The sequence below is a fragment of the Cupriavidus sp. UME77 genome (assembly GCF_014170355.1).
Taxonomy (GTDB): domain Bacteria; phylum Pseudomonadota; class Gammaproteobacteria; order Burkholderiales; family Burkholderiaceae; genus Cupriavidus; species Cupriavidus basilensis.
In genome coordinates this window covers 38,770-53,911 of record NZ_LZZU01000011.1, presented here as the reverse complement: position 1 = coordinate 53,911, position 15,142 = coordinate 38,770, and the positions used below count along the sequence as shown (strand labels likewise).

Below are 15,142 nucleotides of genomic sequence, written 5' to 3'. Positions count from 1 at the left end.
GACATGACCCAGGCAACCGAGATGATCCATCCCGACCAGCAGCGGCTCCAGCAACTCGACGGCTTCTCCGTGGAGATCGATGCCGGGCGCGAGCGTGCGGACATCATCCTGCACCGCCCACCCTACAACGTGATCGCCATGGCGGCGCGCGACCAGTTGCGTGCCGTCATTGAAGCGCTGGATGCCGACGATCGCGTGCGCGTGATCGTGCTGCGTTCGCAAGGCGAGCATTTTTCCAGCGGCGGCGATATCAAGGGCTTCCTGGAGGCATCGCCCGAGCATGTTTCGCAACTGGCCTGGAATGTGGCGGCGCCGGCGCGCTGCAGCAAGCCGGTGATTGCCGCCAACCGCGGCTACTGCTTTGGCGTGGGCTTCGAGCTGTCGCTGGCGTGCGACTTCCGCATCGCCACCGAGACCACGCAGTACGCGCTGCCGGAGCAGAAGCTCGGCCAGATCCCCGGCTCGGGCGGCTCGGCGCGCCTGCAGAAGATGGTGGGCATCGGCCGTACCAAGGACATCGTGATGCGCTCGCGCCGCATCTCGGGCAAGCAGGCCTATGAGTGGGGCATCGCCGTGGAATGCGTGGCAGACGCCGAGCTGGAAGCCGCCACCGATGCGCTGGTCGACGAACTGCGCGGCTTCTCGCCGCTGGCGCAGCGCACCGCCAAGAAGCTGCTCAACGACACCGAGGACGCGCCGCTGTCGATTGCCATCGAGCTGGAAGGGCATTGCTATAGCCGCCTGCGCAGCTCGGACGATTTCCGCGAAGGCGTGGAAGCCTTCCACGGCAAGCGCAAGCCGGCGTTCCGCGGCAGCTGATGGAAATCGCGGGCGCGCCGGCAAGGCCGCTCGCATCCCGGACGAACTAACCGGATAACGATGCCCGCTGCCACGGGGCAAGCATCGCGGGGGGAGCGCTTGCCTGGCGGCAAGGCACCGCCCGCGCGCCACCCGCTGCCGTAATGATCCAAGCAGAGATCCAAATCAAAGGAGACAACAATGGAAGCCGTAGCAAAGAAGCGTACAGAGACGATCAGCGAGGCGCTGCCAGCGGCGAGCAATCGCCAGGTGTTTGGTGCCGTGGCGGCGTCGTGCATGGGATGGGCGCTGGACCTGTTCGACCTGTTCATCCTGCTGTTCGTGGCGCCCGTGATCGGCAGGCTGTTTTTCCCGTCGGAGCACGCGATGCTGTCGCTGGCGGCGGTGTATGCGTCGTTTGCCGTGACGCTGCTGATGCGCCCGCTCGGCTCGGCGATCTTCGGCACTTATGCCGACCGCCACGGCCGCAAGGGGGCGATGGTAGTTGCCGTCACTGGCGTTGGCTTGTCCACGGCGGCGTTCGGCCTGCTGCCTACGGTGGGTCAGGTGGGGCTGCTTGCGCCAGCCTTGTTTATCCTGCTGCGGCTGGTGCAGGGCATCTTCGTGGGTGGCGTGGTGGCATCCACCCACACCATCGGTACCGAATCGGTGCCCCCGTCCTGGCGCGGCGCCGTTTCCGGGCTGGTCGGTGGCGGTGGCGCGGGTCTCGGGGCGCTGCTGGCTTCCATTGTTTACATGGCGATGACCGCGCTGTTTCCGGGGGAAGCGTTCGATGCCTGGGGTTGGCGCTGCATGTTCTTCTCCGGCATCATCAGCTCGGTGCTCGGCCTGTTCATCTTCAACTCGCTGGAGGAGTCTCCGCTGTGGAAGCAGTTGCAGGCGGCCAAGGGGCATGCCGCGCCGGTTGAGAACCCGCTGCGCGTGATCTTCTCCCGCCAGTACCGTGGCGTCCTCTTCGTCAACATCCTGCTCACCGTGGGCGGTGGCAGCGCCTACTACCTGACCTCCGGCTATCTGCCGACTTTCCTCAAGGTGGTGGTGAAGGCATCGGCTGGCGAGTCTGCCGCCATCCTGATGGCCAGCAGTTTGGGTGTGATCGTGGCATCGATTCTTGCCGGCCACCTCAGTACGATGATCGGCCGCAAGCGAGCCTTCCTGTTGATCGGCGCGCTGAACGTGGTGGTGCTGCCGTTGCTCTACCAGTGGATGCCGGCGGCGCCGGACACCACCACGCTCGGCCTGTATGCCGTGGTGCTGGCCATGCTGGGCTGCAGCGGCTTCGCCCCGATCCTCATTTTCCTGAACGAACGGTTCCCCACCAGCATCCGTGCCACGGGGACCGGCCTGTCATGGAATATCGGATTTGCCGTCGGTGGCATGATGCCGACGTTCGCTTCGCTGTGCGCCAGCACCCCTGCCGAACTGCCCATGGTGCTGGGCATCTTCCTGGCGGTTGTCACCATCATCTACCTGGTGGGTGCGTTCATCGTTCCGGAGACGGCAGGGCGGCTTGGCGACAATGGAGCGTAGAGATCCAGCCGCGCAGGGGGGGCGAGCGCATCCCAATGTTCGTGGCGGTGGCAAACGCGGCTAGAATGCAATGACCCCGCGGTTTGCGCACGTGCGATGCCTTTGGGTCCGACGCGAACAGATGGCCCCAAACAAAATGGAACGACAGCCTGACTTTTGTCCTCCCCGCCCGAAAGATGCCGGTGCCCGACAGCCCGCACCGCCTCACCTTGGTGACATGCTTGATAGCCTGAGCGACGGATTCATGTCGATAGACAGATCGTGGCGCTTCACCTATCTCAACCATACAGCCGAACGATACTTGCAGCAGGAGCGGCAAAACCTGCTGGGACGCGACATCTGGCAGTGTTACCCGGACTTGGTGGACTCCGGCTACTACCGCGTCTATCAGCAGACGGCGGCAACCGGACTCCCCGGTCGGCATACTGACTATTACGCACCGCTCGACACCTGGTTTGAGGCTCGCTCATTTGCCCACGACGATGGCATTACGGTACTCTTTCGCGACGTCACGCGCGAACACGAGCACGCGGCGCTGTTGGAGTTTGAAGCTAGTCACGACTATCTGACTGGTTTGCCCAACCGGCGCAAGTGCATGGAAGCGCTATCAGGCGCGGTCGCCGAGGCCGCTTCACCAGGCTTTAAGCATGGTGCTTCCCTGGCTGTGCTGTTTATTGACCTGGACCAATTCAAGGAAGTCAACGATGCGTTCGGTCATGCTGTCGGCGATGATCTGCTGCGCGGCTTTGCGAAAAGGCTGGTCGCAATTCCCGAACCTGATTTTTTCGCCGCGCGCGTAGGGGGCGACGAGTTTGTCCTGCTGTTACGCAATACGACCAAAAGCGCGGCAGAAGCGTTCGCGCATGCGGTACTCAGTGAGCTCGCAGTGCCATTCGAGGCATGCGGAAGATCCGTCTGCCTGTCGGCTAGCATTGGCATCGCGCTACTGAGAGAAGCGAGAGAAGCACCGGAATCGGCCGAGGCATTGCTCAGTCGTGCCGACACGGCCATGTACGCAGCGAAGTCATCTGGCCGAATTCAGGTGTGCGCGTACGATGGCGCACTCGAGCGGGGCGTGCGTGACCGCCTTGCCTTGCGCATGGATCTTCGTGAGGCGTTTGCCGCGAACCAGTTCGAGCTTCATTTCCAGCCTCAGATAGCACTCGCGGATGCTTCCCCAATCGGTGCTGAGGCGCTTCTTCGCTGGCGTCATCCTGAACGAGGATTGCTGATGCCGCACGCATTCCTGGATGTGGTACTTGAGTCCCCATATGAAGGCGCCCTCGTCGAATGGCTGCTCAATGCAGTTTGCCGGCATATCGTTGCATGGCGACGGCTGGGTGTATCCATACCGCGGATCAGCCTCAATCTGTCGGCTCGGCAACTTCTCTGTGTGGAACTTACAGATATGATTCTCCGTATCGCGAGGGCATACGACGTCTCCCCCGCAATGCTTGACATCGAAGTCACGGAGGACAGTCTGGTGAGCGATATCGAAAAGGCAACGTCCGTTCTTGCCGCGCTGAAGCTAGCCGGCATATCCACATCGCTGGACGACTTCGGCTCTGGATACTCCAGTCTCGGCTATCTGGTCCGGCTGCCCATCGACACCCTGAAGATCGACAAGTCGTTTGTTCGAGCGCTGGCCGATTCGGAGAAGGCGTCTGCGATCATCCGAAGCATTGTCGGTCTCGCTCGTTCGCTGGGAATGAAAACAATCGCGGAAGGCGTCGAGTGCCAACGCCAGGCGGCGGAGTTGAAGGATGCCGGATGCGATGCCATTCAGGGCTATCTAGTCAGCCGCCCGCTTGGCTCGGAGGCCTTTGTGGAATTCATGCTGCGCGTGTGATAGCACCATTCAGGCAGCGGGGAGAACACCGGGATGCGGGAGCCCGCAATGGGCTCCCAGGACTTCAGCCCAGCCTGAACTGCCCCACGACCCCCGCCAACGCGCCGGCCTGCCCCTGCAACGCCTCGGCCGCCGCGGTGGATTCCTCCACCAGCGCCGCGTTCTGCTGCACCATCTGATCCAGCTGGCTGACCGCCCGGTTCACCTCCTGGATGCCCCGGGTCTGCTCCTGCGCCGCATTCGTGATCTCGGAAATGATGCTGGTCACCTTGTCCACGTTCCCGACGATCGCATTCATCGTGTCTCCGGCGCGGCGTACCTGCCCGGAGCCGGACACCACGCTGTCGACGGTGGTCTCGATCAGCGTCTTGATCTCCTTCGCAGCCTGCGAACTGCGCTGCGCCAGCCCGCGCACCTCACCGGCTACCACGGCAAATCCACGGCCCTGCTCGCCGGCGCGCGCCGCTTCCACCGCAGCATTCAGTGCAAGGATGTTGGTCTGGAATGCAATGCCTTCGATCACGCCGATGATGTCGGACACCTTGACCGAAGCCTGCTCGATTTCGCTCATGGTCTGAATGGCCTCGCCAATGGCGGCGCCACCATTGCCAGCGACCTGGGAGGCCGCGATCGCAGACGCATCAGCCTGCTTGGCCGACATGGCAGACTGGCTCACGGTCGCGGTGATCTGCTCCATCGAGGCCGCCGTCTCTTCCAGGCTCGCCGCAGCCGATTCAGTCCGCCGCGAAAGGTCGATGTTTCCGGCCGCGATCTCGTTAGCGGCAGCATGGACAGATGCGCTGGCATCCCGAATCTGGCGCATCACGCTGACCAGCTTCTCGGCGAACGCGTTGAACGCCTGCGCAATCTGCGCCACCTCATCGGAGCCATTGGCTGGCAGGCGGCGCGTCAGGTCGCCATCCCCGCTACCGATATCGCGCATGGCGTCGCGAATCACCGACAGCCTTCGGAACGAAACCGCTGTCACCCCGGCGACGATGGCGGCCGCCACGCAAGCGATCACGATCAGCACGAATACCGATGCCATCAGCATGGAGCGCATGCCTGCCGTAGCCTCACCTTTGTCCAGCGCGATCACAGCGATCCAGTCCGTGCCGGGCACGCCGCGCGCCCGCAGCAGCTTGGGCGCATTGTCCACATCGACCTGCAACGGCGCCTCGGCGCCTTCGAGCGCTACGAGCTTGTCGAGAGCAAGCGCGGGCATCAGATCCGTCAGGGGCTTGAGCGTGAGCTTATCGTCCTGGTGGGCGACGATCTTGCCGTCCTTTGTTGTCAGCACGCCGAAGCTGGCGGGTGTGGGGTGGATGGCCTTGATGGTGGCGATGACGCTGTCCATGGACACGTCGCCGGCCACCACGCCCTTGAGCACGCCGTCGCGCAGGATGGGCACGGCGAAGGTCACGACCAGCTTGCCGCTGCTGGCGGCCACGTAGGGGGGCGTGACCACCGGCTTGCCCGCGGCCACGGCCTGCTTGTACCAGGGGCGGGACGTGGGATCGTAGTTGGGCCGCAGGCCTTCGGTATCGGAAAACCGGTGGGACTTGTCGGGAAAACCGATGTAGGTCATGACGAAGCCGCCGGCGCTGGCGACCTGCTTGAGCGCGGCGATGGCGGCGTTGGTGTCGGGCTGCGTTGCCGCGTCCTGCAGCGAGTCGATCATCTGCATGTGGCTCGCCACCCAGTCGGCGATGGCGCCGACGTGGCCGTTCTGCACGGCGGCCAGGTTGCTGTCGATGGCGTCGTCGTTGTACGAACTTGCCACCACGTGATTGATAACGGCATTGGCGATGAGCGCCACCACGACGATGGCCACGGATAGGGCCACGATGCGCGCGCGGAGGGAGGACAGCATAATTGGATCTTTTATGTTTGGCTCATCGGGCGGATAGCCTTTGGAGCGGTGGGGGCGAAGGGTCCTGGCTCGCTCTTACGGCATTGTTGCGGGCGAATTTAGGACCGCCCGGCAGCCTATTTTCAAAGTGCAAAGAGCGCCATTCGGATATCCGGATAAATCGCGATCTGGCTGTTCGGATATCCGGATGCCCTGGTTTTTGCGGGTGTTTGGCACCGAAGTGGTGCGTCTGTTGGCATGAGCGGAGTCTGCCTCGCGCAAAAAAAAGAGAGGCCTCCGAAGTGGAGGCCTCTCGTCTGTGTGAGGTCGTGTTCTGCGCGTACGGCGTGGCGGCGAGGTGAATTCATACCATTGCACCGTCGCGCCCAGCGGCGCGAGCGCCTTCTCCAGCGTCTCGCGCGATTTCAGCAGGATCATCAGCGTGGACGATTTCTGGAAGCCGATGCGCAGTGTGTGCTTTGGCGCCCGCGCGTGCCGATGCGCACGATAGCGCGTCAAAGAAAAAAAGGAGCCCCGCATTGGGGCTCCCTGACAGCGCCGCGCCATCGGTGCGCGGCCTGGCTTAGCGCTGGTAGGCCGGCGGCAGGAACCCGGCAAAGCGTTGCTGCGTGGTCGCCTTGAATTCCGGCGACTGGTAAGCCTCGCGGATGTCCTTGACGAACGGCTTGCCGGTGTCGGCGGTGCGCACGGCAACCAGGTTCATGTAGTAGTCGGGGATCTTCTCCAGGCTCAGTGCTTCGGTCAGCTTCAGGCCGGAGGACAGCGCGAAGTTGCCGTTGACGAAGGCGAAGTCCACGTCGTCGAGCGAGCGCGGCAGTTGCGCGGCTTCGAGCTGGATCAGCTTGAGCTTGTTCGGGTTGCCTTCGATGTCGCGCTCGCTGGCGCGGATCGGGTCGGTGCCGGCCTTGAGCGTGATCCAGCCGATCTGCTGGAGCATGGCAATGGCGCGTGCCAGGTTGGACGGATCGTTAGGCAGCGACACCGATGCGCCCGGCTTCACTTCCGTCAGCGACTTGTGCTTGCGGCTGTAGATGCCGATCGGGGCCGTGGGGACCTGGATGACTTCAGACAATTGCAGCTTGCGGTCGCCGGAGAACTTCTTCAGGTAGGCCACGTGCTGGAAAGCATTGGCATCGATGGCGCCATCGGCCAGCGCCAGGTTGGGCTGCACGTAGTCGCTGAACTCAATGATAGTGACCTTGTAGCCCTTTTTTTCCAGCAGCGGTTTGATGCCGTAGCGGATCTGGTCGGAGTAAGGGCCAGCGGTGGCGCCGAAGCGGATTTCCTTCTTGTCCGGATCAGCCGCGCCGGCCGTCTGGATCACGCCGAGCGCGAGCACCGCGGCAATCAGTCGAATTCCGAAACCCAGTTTCATCTAAAGCTCCCCCGTATTGTTTGTGTGCATCGTGGCTTACCGGGATGGCGGCAAGCAAGGATGCCCATTGTAGGGAAGTGCATACGTTCAAGGAACGAGTAAAAATGCATAGTCTTATAACGCACTTGCATATGCCTGTATGCGGGTTTGCAGGCGTTCGTGTGACGCCAACGGCTGTTGCGCTGCGGAATATGCATACGCAATCGGGTAGTAGTTGCGGGATAACCCGTATTGCGGTTATGATTGAACTGTCTCCTCCAATCCCACCAAGGAATTGGATTCGCGCCCGCCTCATTGGTGGGCGTTTTTATTTGTGCTTCCCAATCGAGCCTAAGCGGCGGGCTTATGCGGCGGGCTTAAGCGGGCGCCAGGGCGGAGCAAGACAAGAAGGGCCGGTGGCATCCATGTGCCACCGGCCCTTCTTGTTGCGAGCGCCGAGTTGCAACGCCAGCTATTGCGCTACCACCGACCCGTCAGGCTGCGGCCAGCGCGCGCTCCAGGTCTTCCAGCAGGTCGTCGATGTGCTCGATGCCGATCGACAGGCGCACCATGTCTTCGCTGACACCGGCGGCCTTCAGCTCGGCGGCGTCGAGCTGGCGGTGCGTGGTGGAGGCCGGATGGGTCGCCAGCGACTTGGCGTCGCCGATGTTGACCAGGCGGGTGAACAGTTGCAGCGCGTCCAGGAAGCGCGCGCCGGCTTCGCGGCCGCCGCTCTTCAGGCCGAACGACAGGATGCCGGGGCCGCGCCCGCCCAGGTAGCGCTGCACCAGCGCGTGGTCCGGGTGCTCCGGCAGGCCGGCAAAGTTGACCCACTCCACCTTGGGGCTGGCCTTCAGGTGGCGCGCGACAGCCAGCGCGTTCTCGGTGATGCGGTCCAGGCGCAGCGCCAGGGTCTCGATGCCTTGCAGGATCAGGAAGGCATTGAACGGCGACAGCGCCGCGCCGGTATTGCGCAGCGGCACCACGCGGGCGCGGCCGATATAGGCGGCGGCGCCGAGCGCTTCGGTGTAGACCACGCCGTGGTACGACACATCCGGCTCGTTCAGGCGCTTGAAGCGCGCCTTGTGCTCGGCCCACGGGAACTTGCCGCTATCGACGATGGCGCCGCCCACGCTGTTGCCGTGGCCGCCCAGGTATTTGGTGAGCGAGTGCACGACGATGTCCGCGCCATGCTCGAACGGACGGCACAGGTACGGCGAGGGCACGGTGTTGTCCACGATCAGCGGGATGCCGTGGCTGTGCGCCACCTTGGCGATGGCTTCGATATCGACGATGTTGCCCAGCGGGTTGCCTACCGACTCCACGAAGATCGCCTTGGTGCGCGCATCCACCAGGTCGCCGAAGGCGGCCGGGTTGCGGCCATCGGCAAAGCGGGTCTCGATGCCGGACAGCGGCAGCGTGTGCGCGAACAGGTTGTAAGTGCCGCCGTAGAGCTGGCTGGCCGAGATGATGTTGTCGCCGGCCTCGGCGATGGTCTGGATGGCATAGGTGATGGCCGCCATGCCGGACGCCAGCGCCAGCGCGCCCACGCCGCCCTCGAGCGCGGCCAGCCGCTGCTCCAGCACGTCGTTGGTGGGGTTCATGATGCGGCTGTAGATATTGCCGGGCACCTTGAGGTCGAACAGGTCGGCGCCGTGCTGCGCGTTGTCGAACGCATACGCAACGGTCTGGTAGATCGGCACGGCCACGGCACGCGTGGTGGGGTCCGGGGAGTAGCCGCCGTGAACGGCAATTGTCTCGATTTTCATGATGTCGTTGTCTTCTTGTTGGAATGAATACGCTCAGGAACGGGCATGGTAGCAGCCGTGGTTCGCGTGTGCCATCCGGGGCGGACCGCGCGGGCCCGCCCTGGATTCGGGCCTTGCCCCCTTACTGGCTGGCCAGGGGGAAGCTCGCCTGCCAGACGTTGTCCTTGACCTTGACGGCGGCGGGAATCAGTTTCTGCTCATGGAACAGGTCGGCCACCCGCTGCTGGGCGGCGATCACCTCGGGCGTCACCGGGGTGGCGCCGTACGGCACGCGCTTGAGCCAGGTCTCCACGACCTGCGTGTCCAGGCCCACGGCAGGCGCGAGCAGGGCGGCAGTCTCGCCGGGGTTTTTCACCACCCACAGGCCGGTCGCGCGCAGTTGCTCCAGGATGGCATTGACCACTTGCGGCTGCGCCTTGACGAAGCCGTTGGCGGCTTCATAGAAGTTGAAGGGGGAGGGCACGCCTTCGTAGTCGGCGATGGTGCGCACCTTCAGCGCCTTCTGCGCCAGCGCGTAGTACGGGTCCCAGACCACCCAGGCGTCCACGTTGCCGCTTTCGAAGGCGGCGCGTGCATCGGCGGGCGGCAGGTAGATCGGCTGGATATCCTGCAGGGCCAGCCCATGCTTGTTCAGGAGCTGCACCAGCAGGTAGTTGGAGCTGGAGCCTTTTTGCAAGGCGATGCGCTTGCCGCGCAGGTCGGCCACCGAGCGGATCGGCGACTTCTCCAGCACGAACAGCGCCTCGTTGGTCTTGCCGCCGGGCTCTGCGCCCACGTAGACAAAGTTGGCGCGCGCCGCCTGGGCGAACACTGCCGGCGGCGCGCCGGTGTAGCCAAAGTCGATGCCGCCGGCATTGAGCGCCTCCAGCAACTGCGGGCCGGCGGGGAATTCCTTCCACTCCACCTTGAAGCCGAGCGGGGCGAGCTTTTTCTCCAGCGAGCCCTGCGCTTTGAGCACGGCCAGCAGGCCGGCCTTCTGGTAGCCCACGCGGACCGACGCGTCGGCGGCATGGCCGGCGGCGGACCAGGACAGCGCGGCGATGGCCAGGGCGCGGCCGACAACGGGTAGCCATTGGCGGAAAGGATGCATTGCGATGTTCTCCGAAGTCGACGATGCGGTAGCAAGGGTCTGAGGTTGGGGTGCGGCCCTATGGTTGCGAAATCGCGCGAGGAGGGGAACGAAGGTTATTGCATTTGCATAGAACCGCGGCGGGCGCCGCGCGGTGGCAAGCGTGTTTCGGCGGCCCATGGCATCCTGTTTTCCCACCGCATTGCTCACCGTATTGCTCACCGCTTCGCCCGCCGCACGCGCGTTGCGGTTTGTGCAGCTGCTTTCAAGGGCGCACACCCCTGCGACACCTTGCCGCAGTCAAAAATGTCTCGGCTTAATTGGGTGTTGCCGTCGAGATGGCAGAGGAAGCTGCATTGTCCGGTTTTCTGAACAGTGTGTTCTAGATCACGGGTTTACCCTCAATGCTGCGATGCGGTAGATTCGCGGCCACGATGTCTGACGTACCGCGAACCTCACCCGAACACCCTGCTTGCCCACCAGGCAAGCTCGCCGGGCTGCGCCACGCCGACGTCCTCCTGTGTGGACCACCGCAGTCCCACTTTGATCCGTCCCACAAGGACCAAGCCAGGCTGCCGCTGATCGGCGCGTCCCCCGGCACACCGGTCGCTTGACCCGGATCTGACCCAGTTTCCCCCAAGCCTTAAGCCTGCCTCTTGCTCCCGCATCTGGCAGCAAAATCACGCCGCGCCGTCGCTGCCGTGGCCAACTCAACCAGTCGTGACATGAAGATACCCAAACTTCCGCGTTGGACGCGGCTAATGCCTTGCGCCGCCCTGCTCTTGCTGGCCGGATGCAACATGGCCGTGCTAGATCCGAAGGGCCAGATTGGCGCCGACGTCAAAAACATCATCCTGATCGCGACCTGGCTGATGTTGCTCGTGGTGGTGCCGGTGATCGTGCTGGTCTTCACCTTCGCCTGGAAGTACCGCGCCAGCAACAAGTCGGCCCGCTACGAGCCGGACTGGTCCCACTCGACCGGGATCGAAGTCGTGGTCTGGCTGATTCCCTGCCTGATCATCCTGGTGCTGGGCATCATCACGTGGAAGTCCTCGCACGACCTGGACCCCTACAAGCCCATCGAATCCAACGTCAAGCCGATCACCATCGAGGCGGTTGCGCTGAACTGGAAATGGCTGTTCATCTATCCGGACCTGGGCATCGCCACGGTCAACGAGATCGCGTTCCCGGTGAACACCCCCGTGAACTTCAAGATCACGTCGGATTCGATCATGAATTCCTTCTTCATCCCGCAACTGGGCAGCCAGGTGTACGCCATGGCGGGCATGGAGACCAAGCTGCACCTGATCGCCAGCGAGACCGGCGCGTTCGACGGCATGTCGGCCAACTACAGCGGCGGTGGCTTCTCGGGCATGAAGTTCAAGGCCAAGTCGGTGTCGAACTTCGACTTCGAGGCGTGGGTCAAGCAGGTCCGCGCCTCGTCGAACCAGCTGACCCTGGCTGACTACAGCGCGCTGGCCAAGCCCAGCGAGGCGAATCCCGTGGCGCTGTACGCCAAGGTCGATCCGCAGCTGTACCACGGCATCCTGCACAAGTACATGGACGGCGCCGGTGGCGCTATCGCCGGCAACGGCACCTCGTTTGGTCCCGTCTGCACCTCGCGCAACACCCTTGGCGTGAGCCAGGTGTCCATGGCCGCGCCCGCTACGCCGGCGCCGGGCTCGAATTCCTAGGAGTAGAGATGTTTGGCAAATTGAGTTTGGATGCCATCCCGTTCCACGAGCCCATCATCATGGGCACGTTGACGATGGTAGCGCTGGGTGGCGTGGCGCTATGCGCGCTGATCACCTATTTCGGCAAGTGGAAATGGCTGTGGAACGACTGGTTCACCTCGGTCGACCACAAGAAGATCGGCATCATGTATACCGTGGTTGCGCTGATCATGCTGCTGCGCGGCTTTGCCGACGCCATCATGATGCGTACCCAGCTGGCGTTGTCCACCAACGGCTCGCCGGGCATCCTGCCGCCTGAGCACTACGACCAGATCTTCACCGCCCACGGCGTGATCATGATCTTCTTCGTCGCGATGCCGCTGATGACGGGCCTGATGAACCTGGTCGTGCCGCTGCAGATCGGCGCGCGCGACGTGGCCTTCCCGTTCCTCAACACGCTGAGCTTCTGGCTGTTTGTTGCCGGCGCGATGCTGGTCAACGTCTCGCTGGGCGTCGGCGAGTTCGCGCGCACCGGCTGGCTGGCCTATCCGCCGCTGTCCGGCATTGCGTACAGCCCTGGCGTGGGGGTGGACTACTACCTCTGGAGCTTGCAGATCTCGGGCCTGGGCACCTTGCTGACCGGCGTCAACTTCCTGGTGACCATCCTCAAGATGCGCGCCCCGGGCATGACCCTGATGCGCATGCCGGTGTTTACCTGGACCGCGCTGTGCACCAACGTGCTGATCATCGCCGCTTTCCCGGTGCTGACCGTCACGCTGGGCCTGCTGGGCCTTGACCGCTACCTGGGCATGCATTTCTTCACGAACGAAATGGGCGGCAACGCCATGATGTACGTGAACCTGATCTGGATCTGGGGCCACCCCGAGGTGTACATCCTGATCCTGCCGGCATTCGGCATCTTCTCGGAAATCATCTCGACGTTCTCCGGCAAGAAGCTGTTCGGCTACAAGGGCATGGTCTACGCCACCTGCGCCATCATGGTGCTGTCGTTCCTGGTCTGGCTGCACCACTTCTTCACGATGGGCTCCGGCGCCAACGTGAACGCGTTCTTCGGCATCACCACGATGATCATCTCCATCCCGACCGGGGTGAAGATCTTCAACTGGCTGTTCACCATGTACCGCGGCCGTGTGCAGATGACCACGCCCGTGCTGTGGACGCTGGGCTTCATGGTCACCTTCGTGATCGGCGGCATGACCGGCGTGCTGATGGCAGTGCCGGCGGCTGACTTCGTGCTGCACAACAGCCTGTTCCTGATCGCCCACTTCCACAACGTGATCATCGGTGGCGTGCTGTTTGGCTACATCGCCGGCATTACCTACTGGTTCCCGAAGGCCTTCGGCTTCAAGCTCGACGAGCGCCTGGGCAAGTGCGCGTTCTGGTGCTGGATCATCGGTTTCTACCTGGCGTTCATGCCGCTGTACGCACTGGGCTTCATGGGCATGACCCGTCGCCTGAACCACACCGACAATCCGGCGTGGAACCCGTACCTGTACGTGGCCGTGCTCGGCGCCGCGTTTGTCGGCCTGGGCATCCTGTTCCAGATCCTGCAGATCGTGGTCAGCGTGCGCCGCCGCAAGGAACTCCTCGACGTGACCGGCGACCCCTGGGGTGGCCGTACGCTGGAATGGGCAACTTCGTCGCCGCCGCCGTTCTACAACTTCGCGCACACCCCGGTGGTGCGTGACCTGGACGCGTTCGCCGACATGAAAGCGCGTGGCGAAGTGCCGCAGCAACAAGCGCACTACGAGCAGATCCACATGCCGAAGAACACCGGCGCCGGATTCTACATCGGTGCCTTCAGCCTGGCGCTGGGCTTTGCCCTGACCTGGCATATCTGGTGGCTGGCGGCGGTAGGCCTGGTTGGCATGATCGTCAGCTTTATCTTCCGCAGCAACGACGACCACATCGACTACTACGTGCCCGCGCACGAAGTCCAGGCGGTCGAAACGAGCCATTTCCAGCGCATTGCGTCACAGGCCTGAACCATGACGACTGAAGTCCTACAGCGTTATCCCGCGCACGGCGCCGCCCAGGCGCATGCCCACTCGCACGATCATTCGCACGATCACGCCCATCACGACACCAGCGCCAACACGGTGTTTGGTTTCTGGGTGTACCTGATGAGCGACTGCATCATCTTCGCCGGGTTGTTCGCCGCGTTCGCGGTGCTGCGCGGCGAAGTGGCAGGCGGCCCGTCGGGCAAGGAGTTGTTCGAGCTGAACTACGTCCTGGTCGAGACCTTCCTGCTGTTGTTCAGCAGCTTGACCTCGGGCATGGCAATGATCTGCCTGCATAACGGCCAGCGTGCCCGCCTGCAGTTCTGGCTCGGCATCACGTTCTTGCTGGGCGTGGCGTTCATCGGCATGGAAATCAACGAGTTCCATCACATGATCGCCGAGGGCGCCGGCCCCGAGCGCAGCGCCTTTCTGTCGTCGTTCTTCACGCTGGTCGGCACCCACGGCCTGCACGTGGCGAGCGGCCTGCTGTGGATGGCCGTGCTGATGTGGCAGATCTCCCGCAAGGGCCTGACCCCGACCATGACCAAGCGCCTGGCCTGCTTCGCCTTGTTCTGGCACTTTCTGGACATCGTCTGGATCGGCGTGTTCACCGTGGTCTACCTGATGGGAGCGATGTAATGGAACATAGCAACGTCTCTGCCGCCGGCGCTCACGACGCGCACGGCACCACGTCCGCGGGCGCCAGCCATGGCAGCGTCAAGTCGTATGTGATCGGCTTCGTGCTGGCGGTGATCCTGACCGTCATCCCGTTCAAGCTGGTGATGGGCGGCACGCTGGAAGCCTCGACCACGCTGGCCGTGATCCTGGGCCTGGCGGTCGTGCAGATCGTCGTGCACCTGATCTACTTCCTGCACCTGGACAGCTCGTCGGAGCAGCGCTGGAACGTGATGGCCCTGGCCTTCACCGCGCTGATCCTGCTGATCGTGGTGGCGGGCTCGCTGTGGATCATGCACAACATGAACGCCAATATGATGGTGCATTGAGCGTTACGCGTGACGAGGCTTGGTTCGGCTTTCTAGCGAACCGCGCCACGCAAGTAACGTAAAAAAACGACCCGATCGCGTGAGCGCCCGGGTCGTTTTTGTTTGTGCGGCTGCGGGAGGCTGGTTTCTGGCTTCGCGGGTGGCGGGATTTGCCGCGCCAGGCCTTGATTCTTAGTTGTAT

General features: G+C 63.3%; 11 protein-coding genes and 1 pseudogene. 7 read left to right on the top strand and 5 right to left on the bottom strand.

What is annotated here, in order from left to right:
- Positions 1 to 3: 3 nt before the first annotated feature.
- The 3 genes from A9975_RS04680 to A9975_RS04670 all read left to right on the top strand — a co-directional run bounded on the left by A9975_RS04680 (position 4) and on the right by A9975_RS04670 (position 4,198).
- The gene (locus A9975_RS04680) at positions 4 to 819 is read left to right on the top strand and encodes an enoyl-CoA hydratase/isomerase family protein (protein WP_150987159.1); all 816 of its coding nucleotides are present in this window, start codon (positions 4 to 6) and stop codon (positions 817 to 819) included.
- A gap of 180 nt (positions 820 to 999) precedes the next feature.
- Positions 1,000 to 2,349: an MFS transporter gene (locus tag A9975_RS04675; RefSeq protein WP_183031595.1), complete on the top strand. Its 1,350-nt coding sequence runs from the start codon at positions 1,000 to 1,002 to the stop codon at positions 2,347 to 2,349.
- A 217-nt stretch (positions 2,350 to 2,566) separates the two neighbouring features.
- Positions 2,567 to 4,198 carry an EAL domain-containing protein gene (locus A9975_RS04670; protein WP_183031594.1) on the top strand — a complete coding sequence of 544 codons (1,632 nt, stop codon included), beginning with the start codon at positions 2,567 to 2,569 and terminating at the stop codon, positions 4,196 to 4,198.
- Positions 4,199 to 4,262: 64 nt separating this feature from the next.
- On the opposite strand, the gene A9975_RS04665 is transcribed toward A9975_RS04670, so the two are convergent.
- The 5 genes and pseudogenes from A9975_RS04665 to A9975_RS04650 all read right to left on the bottom strand — a co-directional run bounded on the left by A9975_RS04665 (position 4,263) and on the right by A9975_RS04650 (position 10,284).
- Positions 4,263 to 6,071 carry a methyl-accepting chemotaxis protein gene (locus A9975_RS04665; RefSeq protein WP_183031593.1) on the bottom strand — a complete coding sequence of 603 codons (1,809 nt, stop codon included), beginning with the start codon at positions 6,069 to 6,071 and terminating at the stop codon, positions 4,263 to 4,265.
- 333 nt (positions 6,072 to 6,404) lie between these two features.
- Positions 6,405 to 6,590: pseudogene (locus tag A9975_RS37945) on the bottom strand (aliphatic sulfonate ABC transporter substrate-binding protein); the annotation flags it as partial.
- Positions 6,591 to 6,633: 43 nt separating this feature from the next.
- Positions 6,634 to 7,446: a MetQ/NlpA family ABC transporter substrate-binding protein gene (locus A9975_RS04660; protein ID WP_183031592.1), complete on the bottom strand. Its 813-nt coding sequence runs from the start codon at positions 7,444 to 7,446 to the stop codon at positions 6,634 to 6,636.
- Positions 7,447 to 7,919: 473 nt separating this feature from the next.
- The gene (locus A9975_RS04655) at positions 7,920 to 9,194 is read right to left on the bottom strand and encodes an O-acetylhomoserine aminocarboxypropyltransferase/cysteine synthase family protein (protein ID WP_043356075.1); all 1,275 of its coding nucleotides are present in this window, start codon (positions 9,192 to 9,194) and stop codon (positions 7,920 to 7,922) included.
- Positions 9,195 to 9,315: 121 nt separating this feature from the next.
- Positions 9,316 to 10,284 (bottom strand): aliphatic sulfonate ABC transporter substrate-binding protein, encoded by a 969-nt coding sequence (locus tag A9975_RS04650; RefSeq protein WP_183031591.1) that lies wholly within the window; start codon positions 10,282 to 10,284, stop codon positions 9,316 to 9,318.
- A gap of 704 nt (positions 10,285 to 10,988) precedes the next feature.
- Between A9975_RS04650 and cyoA the strand changes: the two genes are divergently transcribed.
- The 4 genes from cyoA to A9975_RS04630 are packed head-to-tail and all read left to right on the top strand — an operon-like array spanning position 10,989 to position 14,961.
- Positions 10,989 to 11,957, top strand: coding sequence for a ubiquinol oxidase subunit II (gene cyoA / locus A9975_RS04645; RefSeq protein WP_183031590.1), 969 nt, complete (start codon positions 10,989 to 10,991; stop codon positions 11,955 to 11,957).
- 8 nt (positions 11,958 to 11,965) lie between these two features.
- Positions 11,966 to 13,942, top strand: coding sequence for a cytochrome o ubiquinol oxidase subunit I (gene cyoB / locus A9975_RS04640; RefSeq protein ID WP_183031589.1), 1,977 nt, complete (start codon positions 11,966 to 11,968; stop codon positions 13,940 to 13,942).
- Between the two features lie 3 nt (positions 13,943 to 13,945).
- A complete protein-coding gene (gene cyoC, locus A9975_RS04635) occupies positions 13,946 to 14,596 on the top strand; it encodes a cytochrome o ubiquinol oxidase subunit III (RefSeq protein ID WP_183031588.1) in 651 nt (216 codons plus the stop codon).
- A complete protein-coding gene (locus A9975_RS04630) occupies positions 14,596 to 14,961 on the top strand; it encodes a cytochrome o ubiquinol oxidase subunit IV (protein ID WP_183031587.1) in 366 nt (121 codons plus the stop codon). Before cyoC ends, A9975_RS04630 begins: the two co-directional genes overlap by 1 nt.
- Positions 14,962 to 15,142 lie beyond the last annotated feature (181 nt).